This window comes from Pseudomonas sp. CCI4.2 (assembly GCF_034350045.1).
Lineage (GTDB): Bacteria > Pseudomonadota > Gammaproteobacteria > Pseudomonadales > Pseudomonadaceae > Aquipseudomonas.
Genome location: NZ_CP133781.1, coordinates 3,594,153 through 3,615,790, shown reverse-complemented (window position 1 = coordinate 3,615,790; position 21,638 = coordinate 3,594,153). Strand labels below are relative to the sequence as shown.

Annotated in this window: 21 protein-coding genes and 1 pseudogene; 11 read left to right on the top strand and 11 right to left on the bottom strand. The window is 57.3% G+C overall.

The annotated features are described in order from the left end of the window. The first annotated feature begins 50 nt into the window (after nt 1–50). The 4 genes from RHM65_RS16405 to RHM65_RS16390 all read left to right on the top strand — a co-directional run bounded on the left by RHM65_RS16405 (nt 51) and on the right by RHM65_RS16390 (nt 4,252). Nucleotides 51–1,379: a sugar ABC transporter substrate-binding protein gene (locus tag RHM65_RS16405; protein ID WP_322164925.1), complete on the top strand. Its 1,329-nt coding sequence runs from the start codon at nt 51–53 to the stop codon at nt 1,377–1,379. Nucleotides 1,380–1,460: 81 nt separating this feature from the next. Next, on the top strand, nt 1,461–2,369 hold the full coding sequence (locus RHM65_RS16400; protein ID WP_322164926.1) for a sugar ABC transporter permease: 909 nt from the start codon (nt 1,461–1,463) through the stop codon (nt 2,367–2,369). Nucleotide 2,370: 1 nt separating this feature from the next. Beyond that, entirely contained in the window at nt 2,371–3,234 is an 864-nt protein-coding gene (locus RHM65_RS16395; protein WP_322183810.1) for a carbohydrate ABC transporter permease, read from the top strand. Between the two features lie 37 nt (nt 3,235–3,271). Further along, a complete protein-coding gene (locus RHM65_RS16390; RefSeq protein ID WP_322164928.1) occupies nt 3,272–4,252 on the top strand; it encodes a sugar-binding transcriptional regulator in 981 nt (326 codons plus the stop codon). A gap of 333 nt (nt 4,253–4,585) precedes the next feature. On the opposite strand, the gene RHM65_RS16385 is transcribed toward RHM65_RS16390, so the two are convergent. Then, nucleotides 4,586–6,106 carry a xylulokinase gene (locus tag RHM65_RS16385; protein ID WP_322183808.1) on the bottom strand — a complete coding sequence of 507 codons (1,521 nt, stop codon included), beginning with the start codon at nt 6,104–6,106 and terminating at the stop codon, nt 4,586–4,588. Nucleotides 6,107–6,244: 138 nt separating this feature from the next. Then, nucleotides 6,245–7,261, bottom strand: coding sequence for a LacI family DNA-binding transcriptional regulator (locus RHM65_RS16380; protein ID WP_322164931.1), 1,017 nt, complete (start codon nt 7,259–7,261; stop codon nt 6,245–6,247). A 270-nt stretch (nt 7,262–7,531) separates the two neighbouring features. On the opposite strand from RHM65_RS16380, the gene RHM65_RS16375 reads away from it, so the two are divergent. Further along, nucleotides 7,532–8,023, top strand: a complete 492-nt coding sequence (locus tag RHM65_RS16375) for a gluconokinase (protein WP_322171006.1) — start codon at nt 7,532–7,534, stop codon at nt 8,021–8,023. A gap of 38 nt (nt 8,024–8,061) precedes the next feature. Continuing rightward, nucleotides 8,062–9,414, top strand: a complete 1,353-nt coding sequence (locus RHM65_RS16370; protein ID WP_322164932.1) for a GntP family permease — start codon at nt 8,062–8,064, stop codon at nt 9,412–9,414. A 40-nt stretch (nt 9,415–9,454) separates the two neighbouring features. Here the strand turns inward: RHM65_RS16370 and RHM65_RS16365 are convergent, their stop codons facing one another. The 3 genes and pseudogenes from RHM65_RS16365 to RHM65_RS16355 form a co-directional block, all read right to left on the bottom strand. Continuing rightward, nucleotides 9,455–9,640 carry a hypothetical protein gene (locus RHM65_RS16365; protein WP_322185380.1) on the bottom strand — a complete coding sequence of 62 codons (186 nt, stop codon included), beginning with the start codon at nt 9,638–9,640 and terminating at the stop codon, nt 9,455–9,457. Next, nucleotides 9,609–9,785 carry a hypothetical protein gene (locus RHM65_RS16360; protein ID WP_322185378.1) on the bottom strand — a complete coding sequence of 59 codons (177 nt, stop codon included), beginning with the start codon at nt 9,783–9,785 and terminating at the stop codon, nt 9,609–9,611. Before RHM65_RS16360 ends, RHM65_RS16365 begins: the two co-directional genes overlap by 32 nt. Next, nucleotides 9,765–9,954, bottom strand: a pseudogene (locus RHM65_RS16355) (hypothetical protein); the annotation flags it as partial. The gene RHM65_RS16360 and the pseudogene RHM65_RS16355, both read right to left, overlap by 21 nt. Before the next feature lie 340 nt (nt 9,955–10,294). Between RHM65_RS16355 and csrA the strand changes: the two are divergent. The 4 genes from csrA to RHM65_RS16335 all read left to right on the top strand — a co-directional run bounded on the left by csrA (nt 10,295) and on the right by RHM65_RS16335 (nt 12,827). Continuing rightward, a complete protein-coding gene (gene csrA / locus RHM65_RS16350) occupies nt 10,295–10,483 on the top strand; it encodes a carbon storage regulator CsrA (protein ID WP_297843550.1) in 189 nt (62 codons plus the stop codon). Nucleotides 10,484–10,750: 267 nt separating this feature from the next. Then, nucleotides 10,751–11,437 (top strand): hypothetical protein, encoded by a 687-nt coding sequence (locus tag RHM65_RS16345; protein ID WP_322164934.1) that lies wholly within the window; start codon nt 10,751–10,753, stop codon nt 11,435–11,437. Next, nucleotides 11,437–11,856 carry a phage holin family protein gene (locus RHM65_RS16340; RefSeq protein WP_322164935.1) on the top strand — a complete coding sequence of 140 codons (420 nt, stop codon included), beginning with the start codon at nt 11,437–11,439 and terminating at the stop codon, nt 11,854–11,856. Before RHM65_RS16345 ends, RHM65_RS16340 begins: the two co-directional genes overlap by 1 nt. Beyond that, the gene (locus tag RHM65_RS16335; RefSeq protein WP_322164936.1) at nt 11,853–12,827 is read left to right on the top strand and encodes a DUF3618 domain-containing protein; all 975 of its coding nucleotides are present in this window, start codon (nt 11,853–11,855) and stop codon (nt 12,825–12,827) included. Before RHM65_RS16340 ends, RHM65_RS16335 begins: the two co-directional genes overlap by 4 nt. 95 nt (nt 12,828–12,922) lie before the next feature. On the opposite strand, the gene RHM65_RS16330 is transcribed toward RHM65_RS16335, so the two are convergent. The 3 genes from RHM65_RS16330 to RHM65_RS16320 all read right to left on the bottom strand — a co-directional run bounded on the left by RHM65_RS16330 (nt 12,923) and on the right by RHM65_RS16320 (nt 14,972). Next, the gene (locus tag RHM65_RS16330; RefSeq protein ID WP_322164937.1) at nt 12,923–13,834 is read right to left on the bottom strand and encodes a LysR family transcriptional regulator; all 912 of its coding nucleotides are present in this window, start codon (nt 13,832–13,834) and stop codon (nt 12,923–12,925) included. A gap of 164 nt (nt 13,835–13,998) precedes the next feature. Further along, the gene (locus RHM65_RS16325; RefSeq protein ID WP_322164938.1) at nt 13,999–14,241 is read right to left on the bottom strand and encodes a DUF465 domain-containing protein; all 243 of its coding nucleotides are present in this window, start codon (nt 14,239–14,241) and stop codon (nt 13,999–14,001) included. A 140-nt stretch (nt 14,242–14,381) separates the two neighbouring features. Then, complete coding sequence (locus RHM65_RS16320) at nt 14,382–14,972, bottom strand: TetR/AcrR family transcriptional regulator (protein ID WP_322164939.1); 591 nt, start codon at nt 14,970–14,972, stop codon at nt 14,382–14,384. Between the two features lie 142 nt (nt 14,973–15,114). Between RHM65_RS16320 and RHM65_RS16315 the strand changes: the two genes are divergently transcribed. After that, nucleotides 15,115–16,353 (top strand): YbfB/YjiJ family MFS transporter, encoded by a 1,239-nt coding sequence (locus tag RHM65_RS16315; protein WP_322164940.1) that lies wholly within the window; start codon nt 15,115–15,117, stop codon nt 16,351–16,353. 330 nt (nt 16,354–16,683) lie between these two features. Here the strand turns inward: RHM65_RS16315 and RHM65_RS16310 are convergent, their stop codons facing one another. The 3 genes from RHM65_RS16310 to RHM65_RS16300 all read right to left on the bottom strand — a co-directional run bounded on the left by RHM65_RS16310 (nt 16,684) and on the right by RHM65_RS16300 (nt 21,501). Next, nucleotides 16,684–17,616 carry a ketopantoate reductase family protein gene (locus RHM65_RS16310; protein ID WP_322164941.1) on the bottom strand — a complete coding sequence of 311 codons (933 nt, stop codon included), beginning with the start codon at nt 17,614–17,616 and terminating at the stop codon, nt 16,684–16,686. A gap of 205 nt (nt 17,617–17,821) precedes the next feature. Continuing rightward, complete coding sequence (locus RHM65_RS16305) at nt 17,822–19,249, bottom strand: pyridine nucleotide-disulfide oxidoreductase (RefSeq protein ID WP_322164942.1); 1,428 nt, start codon at nt 19,247–19,249, stop codon at nt 17,822–17,824. A 722-nt stretch (nt 19,250–19,971) separates the two neighbouring features. Next, entirely contained in the window at nt 19,972–21,501 is a 1,530-nt protein-coding gene (locus RHM65_RS16300) for a histidine ammonia-lyase (protein ID WP_322183806.1), read from the bottom strand. Nucleotides 21,502–21,638: the final 137 nt, after the last annotated feature.

Genomic DNA, 21,638 nt, shown 5'->3' with positions numbered 1-21,638 from the left:
GCGCCTAAAACGACGTACTCCTCACCAACAACAAAAAATGAGGTCACGTAATGAAAACGCTGGTATGGAATGCTATTGCACTGTCAGTTGCCCTCGCCTCCGGGGCTGCGCACGCTTGGACTCTGGAGGAAGCCGCCGCGCCCTACAAAGGCACGACGATCAAGGCGATCTTCCTCGACCGCCCCGGTTACGCCGCCGCCATCAAGCTACTGCCCGACTTCGAAAAAAGAACCGGGATCAAGGTCAGCTACGAAACCGTTCCCTATGAAAACAGCCGTGAACGCCAAGTGCTGGATTTCACCGCGGGCAACGAAAACGATGTGGTGCTGACCGACGTGGTGTGGATCGGCGAGTTCGCTGGCAACGGCTGGCTCGAACCGGTCAAGACCTTCACCGACGACAAGAAACTGGCTGACCCGGACCTGAAACTCGCAGGGTTCTTCCCGATCCTGTTGGAATCGTTCGGCACCTGGGACAAGCAAGTCTACGGACTGCCGTTCGATAACTATTCGGGCCTGCTGTATTACAACAAATGCATGCTCAAAGACGCCGGTTTCGACAAACCGCCAGCGACTTGGGATGACCTGCTCAAGGTTTACGCACCGAAACTGACGGCCAACGGTAAATACGCTTATGCACTGCAATCACGGCGCGGCGAAACCCAGTCGGCGGACAGTTTCATGCGTTTTCTGTGGCCGTTTGGTGGCTCGCTGTTGGACGCTAAATTCAAGTCCAACCTGAACTCGAAAGAATCCCAGACCGGCTTGCAGTTCCGTCAGGATTTGATGAAGTTCATGCCACCGGGCATCGTCGACTATGACCACAACGAAGCGGTCAACGCACTGGCCCAAGGCAACGTGGCGATGATCACTGAATGGTCGGCGTTCTACAGCACCTTGGCCGACCCGAGCAAATCCAAGATCACCGATTGCCTGGCCGTGGCGACCGAGCCCAAGGGTCCAGCGGGGCTGAAACCGGCCTTGGGTGGTTTCTCCCTCGGGGTGAACGCCAATGCTCCGGCTGAGAAGAAAGCCGCCGCCTGGCTGTTCATTCAGTGGGTCACCTCCGAAGCCATGGCCAAGCCGTATATCGAAGCCGGTGGCGTCAGCGGACGCAGCGCGGTTTACAAAGACCCGGACATTCAGAAGCGCTACCCGTTTGTGCAGCCCATGGTGACCTCGTGGGAAGGCGGCGTGCCGGACTTCCGCCCACGCTTTGCCGAATGGCCTGAGATTTCCGAAATCGTTGGCGAGAACGGCACGGCCATCATGCTCGGCAAGGTCAGCGTCGCGGACGGGGCCAAGACCATTGGCACGCGGGTTGAAGAGATACTAGGCAAAGCCGGTTACTACGACGGTAAAAAACCACTGTTGAAATGACCGACTCGGGTGCCGTGCAGACTTGTTTTTGGCACGGCAGCCGCCTCTTGAACGTGCGTTGCCCCGAGGAGTGTCTTGCCCATGTCGAGGGATAAAAAGCCGGCGGTCTTTCCGACCCTCTGGAACAACACCCGGGCGGCCCTGGCCTTCCTCGCGCCCGCCACCGTGGCCTTGGCACTGATCGGGATATTCCCGACGGTGTTCGCCTTGGTTAACTCGTTCCGTCAGTACAACCTGTCACGCCCGCGCGACCCGACGCCGTTCATTGGGTTTGATAACTACGTCAGCGTGTTCCATGACCCGTCGTTCTGGGCCGCGTTGGGCCGCACCTTCGTGTTTCTGGCCGCTGTGGTGCCGATTCAATTGGCGCTGGGGTTGATCATTGCCCTGCTGCTGCACAAACCGGGGTTATCCGGTTTCAAACTACTGGCGCGCATGAGCTTGGTGATTCCGTTGGCCACCGCCCCCGCCGTGGCCGGTTTGATTGGCCGTTTGATTTTCAACCGTGACTTCGGTGTCGCCAACGCCTTGCTCGCCATGGTGAATGCCGGCCCGGTGGAATGGTTGGGCGACACCACCAACGCATTCATCGCCGTGGCGCTGATGGATGTTTGGCAATGGACGCCGTTCTGCGCGCTGGTGCTGCTCGCGGGCCTGACCATGGTTCCCACCGAAATTGAAGAAGCCGCAAGGCTGGAAACCCGCAGCCGCTGGCAAATCATCCGCCACGTGCAACTGCCGTTTTTGCTGCCCAGCGTGACGGTGATCCTGATCCTGCGAACCGCCGACGTGCTGAAGATGTTCGACACGGTGTTCACCATGACCCGCGGCGGACCGGGGGCCGCCACCGAATTGGTCAGCGTCTACATCCAGCGAATCGGCTTTCGCGTGTTCGACCAAGGCGTGGCGTCGGCCCAAGCGATTTTGCTGCTGATTCTGACCATCGTGCTGGCGCGCCTGTACATCAAATTCGTTTACCAGGAGATCTGACATGGACACGTTGAGCGCTACCGCCGTCGCGGCTCCGGCCATCGCAAAACCGAGCAGGCGAGTTAACGGTTGGCATTTGGTCGGGCTGCTGGCGATCTTTCTGTTCGCCATCTTTCCGTTCTATTGGATGGTGGCGACCAGCATGAAAACCCAAGCCGAAGCCCTATCTTCCCCGCCGATCTGGCTGTTCACCCCGCGCCTGGACAACTACGTTCAGGTTCTGTTTCACCGCGACGTACTGTCAAGCCTGGCCAATTCGCTGATCGTTGCCGTCAGCACCACCGCATTGGCCGTCGGACTGGGTACACCGGCCGCGTATGCGTTGGCGCGGTTTGAATTCAAGGGCAAGGAAGACCTGTGGTTCTGGTTCATCACCAACCGCATGCTCAGCCCCATCGTCGTAGCACTGCCGATTTTCCTGATGGGCCGCACCTTGGGGTTGATCGACACACGGTTGGTACTGATCTTGGTGTATTTGACGTTCAACCTGCCGATTGTGGTGTGGATCTGCACCGACCAGTTTCGCGGCGTACCGAAAGACCTTGATGAAGCAGCGCGACTTTCCGGGGCTTCGCGATTCACGATCTTTTGGCGAATTGCCCTGCCGTTGGCGATGCCAGGGGTCGCGGTGTCGGCGATTTTCTCGTTCATCTTTTCCTGGAACGAACTGCTGTATGCCTTGGTGCTTACCCGCAACGTCGCGCGCACGGCCCCGGTGACGGCGACCAGTTTCATGAGCGGTTACGACTTACCGTGGGGAGAAATCATGGCCACTGGCACCTTGATCGTGTTTCCGGTGATTATTTTTGCGTTGATGGTTTCCAAGCATCTGGTACAAGGACTGACCATGGGCGCCGTGAAGTAGGCGCCGCACACCTCAACGAATGAGAAGGGAAAAGGCCGTGCAAGACCCCCATCCAGACTTTGATCTCGACGCTGAACGGGTCAACGCCGAGCACCAGTTGATCATCCGTATCGCCTGGTACTACTACGTCAACAACATGACCCAGCAGCAAATCGCCGACCGATTCGGCATCACACGGGTTCGGGTCAACAAAGCGTTGGCCAGCAGCCGCGAGACCGGCGTGGTGCAAATCCGCATCAACTCGAAACTCGCCTCCTGCATTGAGCTGGAGTACGGCCTGCAAGAACTGTTCGGCCTGGACCGGGTGACGGTGGTCCCGACCCCGGAAGACCCGCGCATGATTTTTCGGGTGCTGGGTGTCGGTGTTGCACCGACGATCAATGAGCAGCTGTTTGATGGCTGCACCGTCGCCGTCGGCTGGGGCCGCACCCTGCACCAAGCGGTGCTGGAGACCCAAAGTCGGGCGCTGCAAGGCATGACCGTGGTGTCACTGCTGGGTGGCCTGCATTACGGCTCGGCCAACAACACCGTGGAGATCGCGTCCAGTTTCGCCGGGCTATTCGGCGGCTCCCATTTCTATTTGGCGGCGCCGGTCTACGCGCCGTCGGCCCAATACCGCGACATGATCCTGGCCGAAGCCTCGGTGCAAGACGTGCTTGGGAAAGCCAAAAATGCCGACTTGGCGCTGGTCACGGTGGGCGACCTGACCGAGCGATCATTGATGTTCGAACTCGGCATGGTCAGCCCCGACAACGCCCGAACCTTGCAAGCCGCCGGTGCGGTGGGCGACCTGCTGGGGCGCTGGCTCGACCGCGACGGCGTAGAGGTCAACCATCCGCTGAATCGGCGGGCGATTTCCCTTGAGTTGGAAGACCTCAAACGCATCAAAAAAGTGGTGCTGGTTTCTGGCGGCCCTTACAAATCCGACATCATCCGCGCCGTGCTGCTGCGCAACTTCGTGCATGAATTGGTCATCGACGAGACCACCGCACAGCAGTTGCTTGAGCGGGGTATCTGAGATCGTTTCCCGAGTGAATTCGGTCCCACGGATGTTGGCGATGCACACATTTCTGTAGGACCTGCCGAAGGCTGCGATCAGATGTTCAGCGCCTACTATTCCGTGTCTGCCAAAGCCTCTGTGGGGCTTGCCAACGAAAGCGTCAGTGCAAGCGACCCGGGTTTCAGGTCGACATCAGCGGATGTGATTACCTGCCTCTTCGCAGGATGAAATCCCAGAGCAGCACCTCAGGGCATGAATGAGTTTGATCCCACAGGGAATCGCATTTCAACTGTGGGACCGAATTCATTCGGGAAGGCGTTAGTCCTGACACCCCCTAAAGCGAGGCTGACCTTAACGACGATTTAGTTTTGCTAGCCGTGGGTATAAATCCCGTAGGCGCGGATAAAGGTCGACATACAACTCAAACAATTCATGGTGAAACTCGCGGTGTTCAGGGGCCGGCAGCAAGGTCTCGCCACCTTGGGTCATGGCGCTGGCGGCGTCAGCAAAATTCGCATACCACCCTGCGCCCACTGCCGCTGCGATGCCCGCGCCTAAACTCGATGCTTCTTGGGTGATCGCCCGCACCACCGGGCGATCAGTAATGTCGGCAATGATCTGGCACCACAGCCGACTGGAAGCCCCGCCGCCGATGGCGATGAAGGCGGTGACTGGCTCGCCGGTGGCCTCGACCATTCGCTGCGTGGCGAGGGCCTGTTCCAGTGCGAGGCCTTCCAATAAAGCGCGATAAATTTTAGCCCGGCCATGATCCGGCGACAAGCCCAGTACACAACCGCGCGCGTCCTGATCCCAGTACGGATTCATCACCCCGTTCCAGTACGGCAATAGCAGCAGCCCGGCACTGCCGTGGGCGACACTAGAGGCTTGGGCGTCGAGTTGGATCAAACACTCAGGCTGGGTGACCGGATCCATGCCGAAGAACTGTCGCACCAGGCTGTTGATCAGCAGCGTGCCGGAACGCAATGAGGTTTCAAGCACATAGCCTTGGCGGTCAAGCGCACACATCGTGCGAAACGCCATGTTCACCCTGGGCTCACGGGCATAAACCCCCGAGACAAGCGCCGTCCCGAGGTTCAGATACGCCGCGCCAGCGCTGACCACCCCCACCCCGAGCCCGCCCGCTTGACCATCTCCACCCCCCGCAACCACCGGAATCCCCACCGGCAGCCCGGTCAACTCCGCTGCCCCCTGCGTGACACGACCGATCACGCTGCCCGGCGCCGCCGCCTCGGGAAAACACGCGGCGTCCAGTGTCAACGGCAACGCGTGGAGCACCTCGTCGGACCAACAATGATGAGTGATGTCGAACGCGCCAAACGGATCGGCGCTGGCCCAACTGGTGGCGAATTCCCCCGTCAGCTTGCGCACCAACCAAGCGTGAGGGTCGTACACATGGCGGATGCGGCGGAACAGTTCCGGCTCGGCCCTCGCCATCCACGCCAAGCTATAAATGGCCGGCGACCAATCGCGCGGCTTGCCGGTGATCGCGTGCAGGCGTTCGCTGCCAATATGCTCGGTAAGCGCCTCGACCTCGTTTTTGCGCCGCTCATCCAGCCAAAGAATCGCCGGCCGCAACAGACGATTTTCTGCGTCAGTCACTGTCAGCGTTTCACGCTGACTCACTATCGCCACCGCTGCGATGGCCTGCCCGGCAATCTGCGGCGCCAAGGCTTTCAATGCTGCCTGAGCCGCCGTCCACCATTGCTCGGGATCTTGCTCATAGGCATTCGGACCCGGTCGCTCAAGGCTAAGCGCCGCCCTGCCCTGGGCCACCAAGGTTCCATCCGACGCCCAGGCAATCGCCTTGCACGTCGTGGTACTCAGATCAATGCCAATGACGAGTGTCTTCATCATTCACCTCCCCACTCTGCGAGTCAGCTGGGGTTGGGTGCAAGGTTAGTCGAAATCTCCAGGGCTGAATTCATTCCCAGGGAGGACGTCTCGCCAACCAGTTGGCTCTAAAGGCAAGGCGATCAATGCGGTGTGTCATCAGGTGCTCTCCCGCACGACCAATTCAAACCCCAAATCCACTTGGGTTTCTTGGGCGATGCCTTCGATCAATCCCAACAGCAACTGCGCCGCGCGTTGGCCGACGGCCTCTCTTGGGGTGCGAATCGACGTCAGGCGCGGGACCATGTGTGCCGAACCCGGCAGATCATTGAAACCAATCAGCGAGACTTGCTGCGGAATTTTGATACCCCGCCTCAGCGCCTCCAGCGTTGCGCCCTGGGCCAGGTCGTCGTTGCAGAAGAACACCGCATCCACGTCCGGGTGCTCTTCCAGCAATTTCGCGAATAACTCTCCCCCTAACCCAATGGACGACGGCAGCGGCGATCTCACCTCCAGCGCCGGGTCGTACAAGCCCGCGTCAAGCAGCACACGACGAAAACCTTCGCCTCGCTGCAACACCCGTGGGTCGAGTTGCGCCGACATATAGGCCAATCGACGGCGACCGCGCGCCAGTAAATGCCGAGCGGCTTCGGCCCCCGCCTGCTCTTGGGAAAACCCCACGCAATACGCGCCGCGCACGGTGTCCAGTTCCATCATGTGTACGCACGGCACGCCGCTGGCCGCGAGCAGTTCACGTACGGCTGGGGTGTGGTCGAAACCGGTCAGCAATAGCCCACGCGGGCGGTTCGCCAAATAGTTGCGCAGCAAGCCCTCTTCTTCGATAGGCGAGTAGTGATAGTTACCGATCACCACTTCCAGCCCCCGCGTGCGCAGTACACCTTGAATCGCTTCGAGGGTTTCGATGAACAGCTGGTTAGACAACGACGGTACCAGCACCACCACCGTCTGACTTTGCGACGACGCCAGTGCCCGCGCCGCCGGGTTGGCGACATAGCCCAGGTTCAGCGCCGCAGCACGGACTTTTTCTACCAGCTCGGGCGCCACCGTGGTCACGCCCCGCAATGCTCGCGAGGCGGTAATGGGCGAAACGGCGGCCAGCCGAGCGACCTCATTGAGGGTCGGACGGCCGGTGGAACGGGAACCAATGCGTGTCATGCGCTGCCAATAATTCAGAGGGGTTGCAAAATGTTACCAAGGGGCTCTAAGGTAGCGCTGTCTCGCGAACCCTCGCAATGTTTTCCTCGCTACTTATTCGCACCGAAACGGGTACGAGCAATGTATGCAGCGCCTGACGATCAATTTGATCTACCCAAAACAATGACAAGAACTGGAAGCAGCCTGGCCAGGCTTTTATTCAAGCCGCCAAAGATAGCGCTGTCTTCAGCTGAGGTGATTATGAATACTGCTATTTCCGCCCTCGTGGTGATGGGTGTTTCCGGCTGCGGCAAAAGCGTGGTCGGTGCCGCTATTGCCGCACGCAGCGGCGGCCGCCTGATTGAAGGCGATGCCTTTCACCCTGCCGCTAACATCGAAAAGATGAGCGCCGGCATCCCCCTCAATGACGAAGACCGTGCCGGGTGGCTGACCCGTTTGGGCCAAGAGCTGGCGACTGCCGTGCAGAACGGCGAACTCCCGGTGCTGACCTGCTCCGCACTCAAACACAGTTACCGTGAAACCCTGCGCCATGCGGTACCGGCGCTGGGCTTCGTGTTTCTTGAGTTGACCAAGGAAGTCGCGATTGAACGATGCGAACACCGCCCTGGTCACTTCATGCCTGCGAGTCTGGTCGACAGCCAGTTCGCGACCCTTGAGCCGCCTAATGGCGAACCCCTGACCCTGGCCGTTGACGCTACGCTTCCCATCGATACATTGGGCGAACAAGCTGCGGCCTGGTGGAAAGCCTCGCGGCAGCCATAACGCCGCCATAAAAACAAAGACAATTGGAGAGGCACCCCATGTTCGGTATGACCCAAGAGACGTACTTGCTCGTCGATGCACTGGTGACCATCATCGCCCTTGTGCTGTTGATCACCCGGTTTAAAGTCCACCCATTCGTTGCACTGACCCTCGCTTCGGGCTTCCTTGGGTTGACCTCGGGCATGCCGGTGGACAAGGTGATGAAGTCCTTCCAGGACGGCTTCGGTGGCGTGCTCGGCTTCGTCGGCATCTTACTGGCGCTGGGCACAATGCTCGGCAAGCTGATGGCTGACTCCGGCGGCGCCGATCAAATCGCGCAAACCCTGGTTCGGGTGTTCGGCAAGAATCGTGTGCATTGGGCGATGATGTTTTCCGCGTTTCTGGTGGGCATCCCGCTGTTCTTCGAAATCGGCTTTGTGCTGCTGATCCCGCTGGTGTTCATCGTTGCACGGCGCACCGGCCTGTCCATCGTCAAAATCGGCATTCCGTTGCTCGCTGGCCTGTCTGCCGTGCACGGTTTGGTACCGCCGCATCCTGGCCCGTTGTTGGCAATTGGGGTGTACAACGCCGACATCGGCAAAACCATTTTCTATGGCCTGATCGTGGCATTGCCGACCGCAATGATCGCCGGTCCGATCTACGGCACATGGATTTCCAAGTACGTGCCAGGAACGCCAAACCAAGCGTTGATGGACCAGATTGCACAAGAGTCGAAATCTGAAAACCTGCCGAGTTTCACCATCACCGTGGTAACGATTCTGTTGCCGGTGTTTTTGATGCTGCTCAAAACGCTGTCCGACATCACCTTGGCAGACAACAGCTCGATCCGCGTGTGGATGGACTTGATCGGTCACCCGATCACCGCCCTGCTGGCCGCCCTGCTGCTGGCGTTTTACACCTTCGGCGCGGCGCGCGGTTTCTCCCGTCAGGAAATCTTGAAGCTATTGGACCAGAGCTTGGCACCGGTTGCTGCCATCGTGATGATCGTGGGTGCCGGTGGTGGTTTCAAACAAATGCTGGTGGCCAGCGGTGTCGGTGATGTGATCGGCCACATGGCCGTTCGCGCTGAAATCTCGCCGATTCTATTGGCGTGGCTGGTGGCAGCAGTGGTACGAGTTGCCACAGGCTCTGCCACCGTCGCGATCATTACCGGCGCCGGTATTGCTGCACCGGTGGTGGGCTTGGTTCCTGGGGTTAACCGCGAACTGCTGGTATTGGCCACTGGCGCCGGTTCGTTGATTTTGTCGCACGTTAACGATGCAGGTTTCTGGTTGGTGAAGCAGTACTTCAACATGACCGTCGCTGAAACCTTCAAAACCTGGACCGCGATGGAAACCATTCTGTCGGTGGTCGCGCTGGGGTTCATTTTGCTCTTGTCCCACTTCGTCTGACGCACCTGATCGATCGTGCCTGCGCCCCTAGGCACGATCGTCAGCCTCGCTTCAACCCGAGCCGTTTACGCATGTCTGCGGTGATGGTTTGCCGGGTATTCCAATACTCGGCCCACGGGTATTGCTCCTGATCAGCCATGCGCTCCATGAAGTGATGGATATTCCAGCCATCGGCGCCCTTGCGTTCAGCGACCTCATCGCGGTACACCGGCACTGAAATCGGCAATCCCTCGCGGGTGCGTGCCGAGCGCCGACAACGCCGCTCGCCGCTGTTCCACCGGCACGTCGCGCACGTCCATGCCGTTCAAGTACGGCATGTCGAACAGGTAAAACAGGTAAAACAGGTAAAACAGCGTCCCGTCGATTTCCAAGCGAAAGTCATAATGCAGACGGGTGGCATCATGCTTTTGGATACAGAACTGTAAGGCGTGAGCTATTTTTTTACGTGGGCCTGAACGTTTTCCACGGGGCGCGCCGGACGGTTCCGGGGGTCGCTTCGAAATCACGCTCGCGCTGGTAGTGGTCGAGGGAAGTGCTCATGGATAGTCCGATTCCGAGGTGTTAAGACCCTGCACTAATAGAGCAAAAGTTGGCGGAATTAGTTCAGAGCGTTAGCACCTGCCGTCACTAACCTGACAATTACCTGACAATTAACGGGATAAGCGAACGCCGAGGTTCAAAAAAAAGTCTGACCTGCGTAAGCTTCTTTAAGCACCGAAACCACGACTTGATGGCAGATAAAGCGTTCAAAGGAATTAAATATGCCCTTATGACGTCTTATTGATGGACTCATTTGGACGTACTCGGCAACAATCACCCCCGCACGGCACACGCCAGCCTTTTGGTAGAGGCGCTTCAAGAGGCCATCAAGGAAAAGATTATGTTGATACTCACCCGAAAAGTAGGCGAAAGCATAAACATTGGTGACGAGATCACCGTCACGATTCTTGGCGTTCAGGGCCTTCAGGTCCGGCTAGGCATCAACGCACCTAAAAATGTTTCTGTGCATCGCGAAGAGATTTATAAACGTATCCAGGCCGAGATTGCTCCACAGCAAGATCCACAATGAATTCGTAACTGCGTACACCCCCTTCTGAGCTGTCTGACGCTGTGTGAGATAGGCAATCCGGCGTCTTGATGACGCCGTTTTTTTTGCCTCGTTTTTCTCCCTCGGTTTCGCCATCGTTTTGCCACGCAATACCATTTGTCTGCCGCCTCGAACTCCGCCGGAAATCCCTCAGTCCACCTTTTGTAAGCCAGAAGACGCGCTGCTCGAAGTTACTGTGAGCGGAACGTTCTCCTTTACTTTTAAGGGCATAAACGACGGTGAATGACGATGGCCACGACCTACGAGAACTCAACCAGCGGTAGCGACCAAGGCGATAAGCCGGGCGCTGCGGAGCACTTGCAGACGTTGCAAGACGACGCAAAAGCCGCGCTTCAGGGCGCCAAGGAACACGGTGCAGCTCAGTTCGAGCAGTACCGGGATACGGCGGCCGACCAAATCAATAATTTGGCGCAAACCGCCAAATCGGCAGCGGAACAATTTCAAGAAAACGACACGTTGGGCTTGTCCCATTACGTCACTGATATCGCCCAAGGCATGACTAGCCTGGCGGACAATTTGCGCGGTAAAAGTGCCGATGAACTGTTACGCCAGGCCGGTCAACTGGCCCGAGACAATCCAGCGTTGTTCCTGACCGGCAGCGTCGCCGTCGGGTTTGGCCTGTCGCGGTTTTTGAAAGCCTCAAGCTCGGGCGCTTCATCGGGGATGGGAGCCTCGAAAACACCGTCTCCAACCGCTGATACGCACAGCAGATCCGGCTACAAAACCGAGCCGTCTTCCTCTGGCATGGCTCAGGGTTCTCCAACCCCACCGCCGAACACCGACGACGTTTACCACAGCGCACGGCCTGGGGTGCCTGACAGCTTTTCACCGCCGCCGCTCAGCGAGAAAGCCTTTGGCCCCGGGCACTCATCTGAAGACCTGCCCAGCGACGGTCTGTCCAAAGGAGAGGTGTGATGGCCATCAGTCCACAGACGCCGCCGAGCGGCATACCTGAAAACGAAACGTCGATCATCGGCCTGATTCGCCAGTTGGCCCACGAAGTACCGGCGCTGGTCACCAAAGAGCTGGCCTTGGCCAAAGCCGAAATCAACGAATCGATCAACTCCACCAAGGCTGGCATCGCCGCCGTTGCGGGGGGCGCCATGGTGCTGTTCGCCGGGCTGATCATCTTGCTGATGTCAGCGGTGTATGCGCTGGCAATGCTGATGGCCCCGTGGCTAGCCGCGCTGATTGTCGGCGTGGTGGTCATGGTCATCGGCGTAATCATGCTGCAAGCCGGCAAAAAATCGTTCGATGCCACCCGCTTCACGCCCGAGCGCACGGTGAACTCCTTGCAAAAGGATAAGGAAGCCATTCAGAGGAAAGTCTCATGAGTACTGACAGCAGTTTTGAAGACAATCGGTATGACAACACCGGTTACCAAACCAGCCCTCCGGGTGCCAGCAGTCTGGACGTCGAGTCCCAGAAAAGCCCGGAATCCCTGGAGCGAGAAATCGACGCGCAACGGTCGAGTATCGGCAGCATTGTCGACGCCCTGGAAAGCAAACTGTCTCCCGGCCAGTTGGTTGACCAAGTGATGTCGTTCACGCGCGGTAATGGCGGTGAGTTTTTCAACAATCTCGGTAAAACCATTAAGGCCAATCCGGTGCCGACGCTGCTCACGTCGATCGGCGTACTGTGGTTGATGATGGGTTCCAATAAAAGCCCGAACTACTCCACCGGGTCGTCGGGTCCGTCGATGTTCGACAGCTTGGGTAACCGCATCAGCGACATGGCCGACAAGGTCTCTGACACCTTGGGCAACGTCAAAGCGAAAGTGCAGGACAAGGCTCATGACCTCCAGGATGGCGCGAGCCGCCTCAAGGACAAGGCCGGCCACCTGACTGACAGTGTCACGGATAAAATGTCCTCGACCGGGCAGCAGATGAACAGGGGTTCGCACGACGCGACCCACGCCCTGCGCCAACAGTCCGAGAAAGTGAAATCCAGCTTCAACTACTTGCTCAATGAGCAACCCTTGGCACTGGCGGCCATTGGTATTGCACTGGGCGCGATGGCCGGTGCTGCATTGCCCATCACTGATAAGGAAAATCAGATGATGGGCCACGCCAGCGATTCGCTGACGGACAAGGCGAAACAAATGGCCAGCGAAGGCTACGACAAGGCCACCGAAATCGGTAAGGACATGGCCAATGAAGTGAAGAAGCCCCTCGCCGATGCGGACAAGGATACGCCGCACAATGGCGCATCTTCAGACCATCAAGCCTTTAGCGGGCAGCCACCAGAGGGCGGGCAATCGAGCAACGCGCCGAGCAACCCAGGCTCAACTCATGGGCTGGGGTAGTCAGTTGCACTGATGCATAGCGCGGCACATGAAAGGCCCTGTGAACGACAGGGCCTTTTTTATCGTCGCGGTTCACACCTGGTAAATCACAAGCGCTAGGGGCTCTCGAAACGAACCAAGCGTTCGCCGAGTTTTTCCTTGGCCCAGCTGATAAAGGCCCGTGAACAAATCGACACCCGCCGCGCCGGCAGGTACACCAACGATACCGGCAACGGCTCAGGCTGGTAATCGATCAGCAGCCGTTGCAGCGCTCCATCGTCAAGCAATGCCTGAACCTGATAAGACAGGAAAAACCCCACGCCGACACCGGACAGGCACGCCGAGATAGCTGCGTCCGCATTGTTAGTGGTCATCTTGATGTTGCTCATTTTCACCGTCAGCGGTTTGCCGTGTTCCTGGAGCGTCAACTGCGCGCCAGGCACCCCACCACCCATGCGAATAAACGGGGCGCAGCCAAGGTCAGCCGGGGTCTTGATGGTTTTTAGCACCGCCAGCAAGGCCGGGCTTGCACACAGGTAACGGCGCACTTGGCCCACTTTCGCGACGACCAGATCCGGTGCCGTGACATGACCGATGCGCACCGCGATGTCTATCCCCTCCTCCAGCAAATCGGTCACCCGATCAATCAGGTTCAGGGTCACGGTGACGTTGGGGAAACGGGTCATAAAACCGTTCAGCATGGGCGCCACATGCAGGCGGCCGAACAATACCGGGGCCGTAATGTTCAACGCCCCGCTGGGCTCACTTTCCTTTTCGTGAAACACATCCTCGATGTGCCCAATCTCACGAATCACCGTGCGGCAAACCTCGGCGTACAAGCGCCCTTCTTCGGTAAGTCGTACCTGTCGGGTGGTGCGCTCGAACAGGCGCACGCCCAAATGGTGTTCGATGGACGCCAATACCCTGACCACCGTAGGCAGCGATACCTCAAGTTTTTCTGCCGCAGCTGTGAGGCTGCCATGATCGACAATCCCAAGCACAACCCGCATTGACTGGATAGAGTCCATGATTACTCCCTTATCACTACGATTCACATCGTCCATTTCCGTAGTGATTCAACTGGCTTGGGGCGTTGCAATGGTAGGAACTGCCGAAGGCTGCAATCTGTCTGGGAACCGTTCACCCGCAGCCTATAGCAGCCTCTAGCAGCGCCTAAACAGGTTGCGAGTAATCAGTCGGAGAGGGTCAGGCGCTGGACGATTTTGTCCTTTACCGACAGGCGTTTTTCCTTGAGCTTTTTAAGTTGATCATCGGTGATATTTCCCGATGATCCCGACTCGGCCTCAACCACCTCGGCGTCCGCGACGCCGTAGGAATCAAGCAATTGGCTGAGCCTTTCATCTTTGCTACTAAGCGCGGCGATTTCTTCCTTTGTGACGTTTAGATCCTTGAACAAATCGTGTTTAACCGGCATGTCTTCACCTCTTCTGAACCTGTGGCAAGTCGTAAGAATATGAGACAGGTTCTTGGGAAGAGTTAGGCGTCAACGCACACCTTTTCCTGCTCACCGAGAACCAGACCCTCTGCAGATTGTAGTGCGCAGGAGGCGTTGCGCTAGTTAGCGCGGGAGGGAAGCAGCAGTTGAACGATCAAATCAGCGTTTTTCCTCAGCCGTTCCACGTCTTGGTAAATGCGCTCCAGCACGACAATCCCCCGGGTGAACGTCACGATCACCCGGGCCGCGTCTACCGGCGCGATGGCCAATTTTGACCGCGCCTCCTCGGCCTCGAACCGGGCAGTCAGTAGGCCCTCCATTTCATTAAGAAAACCCTGCAAAGCGGAGCGCACCGTGTCGAGATCAGCGTTGTGTTCGTCAACCGCCGTTTTGGTCGACAGGCAACCCCGCGTAGGCGAGCCCTGGGTCATTGAGCTAATGCTGAACGCCAGAAAATTTCGCAACGCCACGTCGATTGAAGGGTGGTTGAGGGAAGCGCCCATGTCGCCGAGCATCTTGGCTTTGTAGCCATCGAACACCCGCAGAAACAAGCATTCCTTGCTCTGATAAGCGTTATACAACGACCCACGTTGCACGCCGGTCGCTTGCGCCAAATCCTGCATCGACGTAGCACCTAGTCCTTTTTGCCAGAAAACCCCTAACGCCACGTCAAGGGTTTTGTCTTCATCGAACTGCCTGATACCCGCCATGATTCAAGCCCTCCAAGGGCCCGCGAAAAAGTGTCTGAACAAAACTGATAAGAGAGTGGACATCATTCTTGTCAGTACTGTCAATATTGACTACCCTGTCAAACATGACACCACTGTCAAAGATCACTCAGAGTGCACGACCATGCAGACCGAATTGACGGCTTCACCCCGTGCGACGCCCGCTACGTCGATGCCTTGGCACGCCATCATTGCCGGCATGTGCGCCAACCTTGTCGGAATTGGCCTGGCTCGCTTTGCCTACACCCCCCTTATCCCGTCACTTATTCAAGCGCATTGGTTCGCCACCTCCGACATCGTTTACCTCAGCGCCGCCAACCTGGCAGGGTATTTCGTCGGCGCATTGGTGGGTCGGCCAATTGCAAGGCAGTTAAGTAACCGCAACACCCTGCGTCTGATGATGCTGATGGTCACCCTGTCGTTTGCGGCCTGTGCGTTGCCCTTATCGTTCAGTTGGTTTTTCGGCTGGCGGTTGGTCTCCGGCGTCGCGGGTGGCGCCATCATGGTCGTCGTCGCCTCCACCGTACTGCCGCATATTCCGAGCGCACGTAAGGGATTTGCCACCGGCGCAATATTTTTAGGGCTGGGGTTGGGCATCGCGGCGTCCGGCACCTTAATTCCGATCTTGCTCGAGCAGGGTTTACGCCAGACCTGGATTGGCCTAAGCGTATTCTCTGCGCTCTTGACCGCCATCAGTTGGCTGGGCTGGCCGGCAGCGTTGCCAGTGTCCGTCACGGCTCAAGCGCCGGTGCCGGCAAGCCATCGCGCTAAAGGTCACTCACTGCTTTTGAAGTCGATTTATGTGCAGTTTGGGTTTATGGCAGTGGCGCTGGTGCCCTTGATGGTGTTTTTGGTGGATTTCGTTGCCCGTGGCTTGGGCAAAGGCGCTCACATTGGCGCGCTGTACTGGATTTTATACGGTGTAGGCGCGTTGATCGGCCCGATACTTTATAGCGCGCTGGCCGATTACCTGGGCCCGGTGCGGGGTATTCGTTGGGTCTTGCTGGTACAAGCGGCGGTAGTTGCGACGTTGTATACATCGCACAACGCCATTCTGATCGGTGCGCTGACCGTCGTGATCGGCACCTTTCCACCCGGCATCGTGCCGTTGATGATGGCGCGTATCCATCAACTGCTACCCAATGACCCCCTCGCCCAAGGCGCCGCCTGGACCCGCGCCACCACGGCATTCGCCTTGTTTCAGGCGTTGTCCGGGTATGGGTATTCAATGCTGTTCAACGCCAGCGGCGGAAATCATCGGCTATTGTTTTTGATCAGTGTTGGGGCATTGGGTGTGGCTATGCTGATTGAAGTGCTGGTGCTGGGGTATTTCCGAGTGTTGGAGCGGCGGGAGCGAACATAATATTTATGTTTATAAACAATGGGTTGACGCTTGTTTCGTATGTATATCCGGCCTTTGTGGTAGCTGATCTTATGGTTTCGCTTTTACAGCGAGGAACCTTTTTCAAACGTCGGGGCGCCGAACCGCAAAAAGGTCCCGCCAAAAGGGCTTGCCCCACCATGCGGGGCCTCTTTCGGTAATTTGATATTCAATTCACCGGCGATCTATAGGCGGGCGACTATCTGGAGCCAACTTGTTGGCGAGGCGATTGATGCATCGTGTCAGATCAGTCACCTCTGTGGGACCGAATTCATTCGGGAAGACTTCAATGCGGTTCATGAATATTTATATCTACCCCCGCAAACGCCGTGCCTCGTACGCTTTCAGGTGGGTATACGCAAACCCCAGCACCGACAAGTCAGCCGTTCCAAGTGCTTCTGCATCCCGACGCGCCACGAGATCACCCAACACATGTTCAACCTCGATCGCCGCGCCGCGCTCTACATCACGCAGCATTGAAGCGGTCATTTTGGAGCCCGGCAGGGTCAGCATTTTCACGAAGCGTTGGTGCACCTCGGGGCGTATCGGATATCCCGCTTTGTCGGCGACCTGCGCGCACTCCTCCAACAATCTAAGAATCAAACACTCCCCCCCGGCGATCAGCACATCGCCGATGGCCGAGCGCATGGAGCCGGTGATGCCCGCGCCCGTCGCGATGAAGCACCACTTTTCCCACATTTCCTGAACAATGCTCAAGCTGAGCTTGGCCTCAAACCCGGCGCCGCTCAGCGCGCTCGCGATTTGCTGGGCCCGGGCTGTTGATTGACCGTCCAACTCACCAAAGGTCAGTTGATGGGTGTCGTTCAGGTGCACGATGGTGCCCGACGCGTCGCGATCCACAGAGATCAGGCATTGACCGCCCAACACATTGACCTTGCTGAAACGTGCAGCCAAGCGATCAACATGCGCCATGCCATTGAGCAGCGGCAGGATGGCGGTGTCGGGGCCCACCGCTGCGGCGAATGAATCCATTGCTGCATCAAGATCGTAGGCTTTGCAGCTCAGGAGGATCAGGTCATAGGGACCGTTCAGCTCTTGGCTCGCAATATGAGGGGGCGCGGGATAGTCGATATTGCCCAATGGACTGCGCACCACCAAGCCATCACGGTCGAGTTCTTGAGCGCGGCCGGGCCTGACCAAGAACGTCACGTCCCGCGCGGCCTCCAACAACCGCCCACCGAAATAACCACCTATCGCACCGGCTCCAACAATCAAAATACGCATCGCTGCCGACCTCCTACTGAACGACTGAAAGGCTTCGCCTGAGCGCAAGCGAAATGATCTGAGCCGAGAGAATAGAGGACGCAAACACGCTATTCAACGTTAAATGAACCTCATCATCTTTTAACGGAATGACGCAAAAAAAACAAAAAAAATCCCGAGCAGTCTGGGCCACTCGGGATTTTGATAGCGTTACGCTCGATGCCGCTTAGAACTTCGCAGAGGCCATGCTCGGCCAGAAAAACGGACGATCATCTTGCACCCGCGCCTGGCGTCGACGATCAGGCACCACTGTTTCAGCGACGGCTACGCTGAGTCGCGCCGAAACCGACTCTATCGCGACGCGGCTAGCATCGTTATGGAATTGCCAGACCCCATAGATCCGTCCATCAAACGATGGCTCGCTGCCCAAGCGCGGGTCTATACCCAGACCCGAGCCCAGCCCAAATAGATACAAGCCGTGCATGCGCTGACCGATGGAATCCAGCGGGCAGCCGGACGGGTCCGAATCAAGCCCGCCCTTCACCTCACGCAGTTTAATCGGGCTGCCATCGGCATATTTCATCGCAGGAAGCCGCGGTTGATAGCCCGTGCATTGCACCACGACACTTGAGTCGGCCAAGGCCTGGCTGGCGAGCCCGTACTGTTGGCCCACACCGGGACCGGATTGCAACAAACGAACACGCACGCCATTTGGACTGATACGGCCGTATTGGAGAATATTGCGACCGACCTCCAGCGCACTGTAACGCAAGCCGCCAGAGCGATTCACCCGGCCCGACACCGGGCATACATCGTTTACCGGGTCGAACACATAACCGCTAGCCAGTGCCTGTTCAACACTTTCATAGAACAAGCGGATCTGAGACCGATGTACCAGGGTCAACTCTTCAAGCCCCACGCTTTGCAAGGCTGTGCCGAGGTTTTCGAGCATTGAGAAGGCGCTGTGTGATCCACCCACCACCGTCAGACGTCCGCCCTTGGCAAGCGTCGGCGCGAAATGAGCACGCAAATCCTGGGCACTCATGCGCAACAGCGTGTCAGCGCTCTGCACGCTGGTGGCTGGCGGTAATGCCAGCCCTTGATCAGCCAACGCCTTGAGCAAATGCTGAGGATCCTGATGACCGCCCAGATTAAGCACTAACGAGCGGCAGCGAATCACTTGGGAGCGACCCTTGTGCTCAACCCACACTTGATATTCATCTGCGCTGCTGACGACTTCGGAAATCGTCGTGCTGCTCCATACTTCTACGGCGAAATGTTCGACAAGATGGTCCAGCACCAACTTAGACGCTTCGGCTAATAACTCACCGACGTCCGACAATAACGGCGCAACAAACGCCTGGTTGCGAATGCGCCAATACGCCGGGCTGCGCTCCAGCGGTTCGAACACATCCCGCAACGCCGGGTCACGCAGGCAATCGAGAAAAACATCGCCGACCGAGTTCGCCGTAATTCGGTAGTCCCCAAGTCGCCCGATACCTGGAAGTGGACTGGCGTCGACAATGATCAGGCCATGCCGAGCCATCTCCGGCAGACTGCCGCTTTTCAACGCGTTAAATATCAACCCCATACCCGCAGGGCCCGCGCCACCTATTACACAACCGCACAGCGTTTCCAGTTGGTTTCCTAACATGATGTCGTGCTCCGCATTGAAAGGGGCTGATAGTCTTGATTTTTTTGTTATCGACAACGCACGTTGGTTCACAGCAAAAGACTGCCGGAGAGCATTTTGATGTCAGGCTAAAGTTATAAACAGGGGCACTTAAAGCAACGTAAAGGTAAATAACCACGAGGGGATTAAGTACTGCCCAATTTCAGGCATGGCTACCGCATCAAGCCTAACGTCAGCATTGACGCTGTTAACGGCGGCGACCATTAAACCAAACTCGCCTCACGCTTATTAACGCCAACGCTACCGCACGGTTCCGAACGGATACCCTGTTAAATAGTTAACATGAAGCGTAACTGAGAATGAATCGCCGCCCGATCCGAATCGGATCGAATGAGGGCAGCGCCAGCACCCGCTCACCAGAAAGCATTGGACGAAGTGATACCAACTGCCAGCAATGGATTGATAATTTCAAAGTTAACGAAAAGTGTCAAATTTTCGAGAAATGCCATAATCAAACATAAAAAATCGCTAATCTATTGATAATTATCATGTAATTTTTTTGACGTCGAAAAATAAACGCTCGCCAACGATAAGTTTATTTTTAATAATCGATTTGAAGAACGTGTTCGGCTGTACTAGCAAACCGGTATGGACACGGGCATGTAAAAAAAGTGGACACGTGCAAGCAGCGGCAACTGCCAACCCAGCACCCACTTAAACGTTCAATCATAAAACTTACTGTTTTAGCCGCACTTCAATTCATCTCTAATCGCAATAAAAATGCTATCAGGACTGTTGCTGCGAATAAACGAAGCCGCGTTGGCGATGTCTTCACCCAAGGGCCGGTCATCGGCATACACCGCTATCTCCCTGCGCAGCGCCCGATACAGTGCGGCTGTTCGGCGGGCTGGATTCAATGTGCTGTTCAATAGATCGTAACTTTGGCTAGCGGCCAGCAGTTCGATACCGAACACATGTTCCAGATTGTCGAGAATCAATTGGGCTTTAAGGGCAGCGGGCGTTGCGTGACAGAGAATGTCTTCCTGCAAACCTGAAGTCACGCCACCGTCGAGACTTGCCGGTGCCGCCAGACGCCGGTTATGCGCCACCAACGACACGGCGGTGTATTGGGCAATCATGAAGCCCGACTCCACCCCACTTTCCCCGGCGAGAAAAGCCGGCAGGTTGTTGACCAACGGGTTGACCATGCGATCAATCCTTCGCTCGGAGATTGACCCCAGCTGCGCCATGGCGATACCCAATTGATCCATGGCCAAACCAATGCCAGCGCTGACCGCATGGGCTTGAGAGTAAATTTCCGGCGCCTGAGGGGTGCCGCATACCACCGGGTTATCGGTGACGCTGGCCAACTCTTGATCAATCACCACCGCAACCTGAGCCCAGGCATCGCGAACCGCGCCGTGGACGTGGGGAATACTGCGCAAACTCAGGGCGTCTTGAGTTTGTCGCCCGGCAGCAGCGGCCAGAATTTGCGAACCGTCAAGCCAATGGTTCAAACGCTCAGCCACGTACCTTTGCCCCGGCGACGCTCGCAGCGCCATGGGTGCCGAATGGACTGCGCGGATCTGACAGCGCTGGGTCTCAAAACTCATGGCTGAAATAGCATCGGCCCAGTTCATCAACTGCAGGGAACGGTCCAACAACAGGCAGCCAAGACCGGTAACACACGGCGAACCATTGACCAGGCACAAGCCTTCTTTGGCCTGCAAAACAAACGGCTCGAGCCGGAGCCGGTGTAACGCGGCGGCGGCGGTTAAGCGCTCATTGCCGAGCCGGCAATAACCCTGACCAATCATCACCAGGCCGATATGTGCCATGTGGCTGATGTAACCCACCGATCCCTGATGCGGGACTTCCGGCGTACACCGGGCATTTAGCAGCGCGACGAGACGCTCCACCAATTGCAGGCGCAGCCCGGAATACCCGTGAGCAAAGTTATTGATAGCGCAGACCATGATTGCTCGGGTTTCGTGTACCGATAACGGCGTGCCCAACCCCACCGCGTGGCTCATCAAGATATTGCGCGACAGCGCACTTTGCTGCGCGGGCGCGACCACGGTATTGGAAAGCGCGCCAACCCCGGTATTGACGCCATAGGCGCGAATATTCTTTTCCACCACCGTGCGCACGATGGTATTGGCCGCTCCAATCCGTGCTTTAGCGGATGAGGACAACTCCAGGAAAGCGTCTTCCTTCGCAACGTCAACTACCTGTGCCCAAAGCAACGACTGATCGAGGATTACGCGCTTCATACAACTACTCCAGATGAATTCAAGGTTCGTGGCCCACAACGGTGTCTTCAGCACTCACGAAGCCAGGGGCATCCATGCGTGAGAGGGTTTTATGGAAGCGAGACGAATTACGTTAAGCTCGCTGTACTCAGGAGTAA

What these genes read in the sequence shown, in the direction of transcription:
- RHM65_RS16405 (WP_322164925.1), top strand. Translation starts at nt 51, where the DNA reads ATGAAAACGCTGGTATGGAATGCTATTGCACTGTCAGTTGCCCTCGCC.
- RHM65_RS16400 (WP_322164926.1), top strand. Translation starts at nt 1,461, where the DNA reads ATGTCGAGGGATAAAAAGCCGGCGGTCTTTCCGACCCTCTGGAACAAC.
- RHM65_RS16395 (WP_322183810.1), top strand. Translation starts at nt 2,371, where the DNA reads ATGGACACGTTGAGCGCTACCGCCGTCGCGGCTCCGGCCATCGCAAAA.
- RHM65_RS16385 (WP_322183808.1), bottom strand. Translation starts at nt 6,106, where the DNA reads ATGAAGACACTCGTCATTGGCATTGATCTGAGTACCACGACGTGCAAG.
- RHM65_RS16380 (WP_322164931.1), bottom strand. Translation starts at nt 7,261, where the DNA reads ATGACACGCATTGGTTCCCGTTCCACCGGCCGTCCGACCCTCAATGAG.
- RHM65_RS16375 (WP_322171006.1), top strand. Translation starts at nt 7,532, where the DNA reads ATGGGTGTTTCCGGCTGCGGCAAAAGCGTGGTCGGTGCCGCTATTGCC.
- RHM65_RS16370 (WP_322164932.1), top strand. Translation starts at nt 8,062, where the DNA reads ATGTTCGGTATGACCCAAGAGACGTACTTGCTCGTCGATGCACTGGTG.
- csrA (WP_297843550.1), top strand. Translation starts at nt 10,295, where the DNA reads ATGTTGATACTCACCCGAAAAGTAGGCGAAAGCATAAACATTGGTGAC.
- RHM65_RS16345 (WP_322164934.1), top strand. Translation starts at nt 10,751, where the DNA reads ATGGCCACGACCTACGAGAACTCAACCAGCGGTAGCGACCAAGGCGAT.
- RHM65_RS16340 (WP_322164935.1), top strand. Translation starts at nt 11,437, where the DNA reads ATGGCCATCAGTCCACAGACGCCGCCGAGCGGCATACCTGAAAACGAA.
- RHM65_RS16335 (WP_322164936.1), top strand. Translation starts at nt 11,853, where the DNA reads ATGAGTACTGACAGCAGTTTTGAAGACAATCGGTATGACAACACCGGT.
- RHM65_RS16330 (WP_322164937.1), bottom strand. Translation starts at nt 13,834, where the DNA reads ATGGACTCTATCCAGTCAATGCGGGTTGTGCTTGGGATTGTCGATCAT.
- RHM65_RS16325 (WP_322164938.1), bottom strand. Translation starts at nt 14,241, where the DNA reads ATGCCGGTTAAACACGATTTGTTCAAGGATCTAAACGTCACAAAGGAA.
- RHM65_RS16320 (WP_322164939.1), bottom strand. Translation starts at nt 14,972, where the DNA reads ATGGCGGGTATCAGGCAGTTCGATGAAGACAAAACCCTTGACGTGGCG.
- RHM65_RS16315 (WP_322164940.1), top strand. Translation starts at nt 15,115, where the DNA reads ATGCAGACCGAATTGACGGCTTCACCCCGTGCGACGCCCGCTACGTCG.
- RHM65_RS16310 (WP_322164941.1), bottom strand. Translation starts at nt 17,616, where the DNA reads ATGCGTATTTTGATTGTTGGAGCCGGTGCGATAGGTGGTTATTTCGGT.
- RHM65_RS16305 (WP_322164942.1), bottom strand. Translation starts at nt 19,249, where the DNA reads ATGTTAGGAAACCAACTGGAAACGCTGTGCGGTTGTGTAATAGGTGGC.
- RHM65_RS16300 (WP_322183806.1), bottom strand. Translation starts at nt 21,501, where the DNA reads ATGAAGCGCGTAATCCTCGATCAGTCGTTGCTTTGGGCACAGGTAGTT.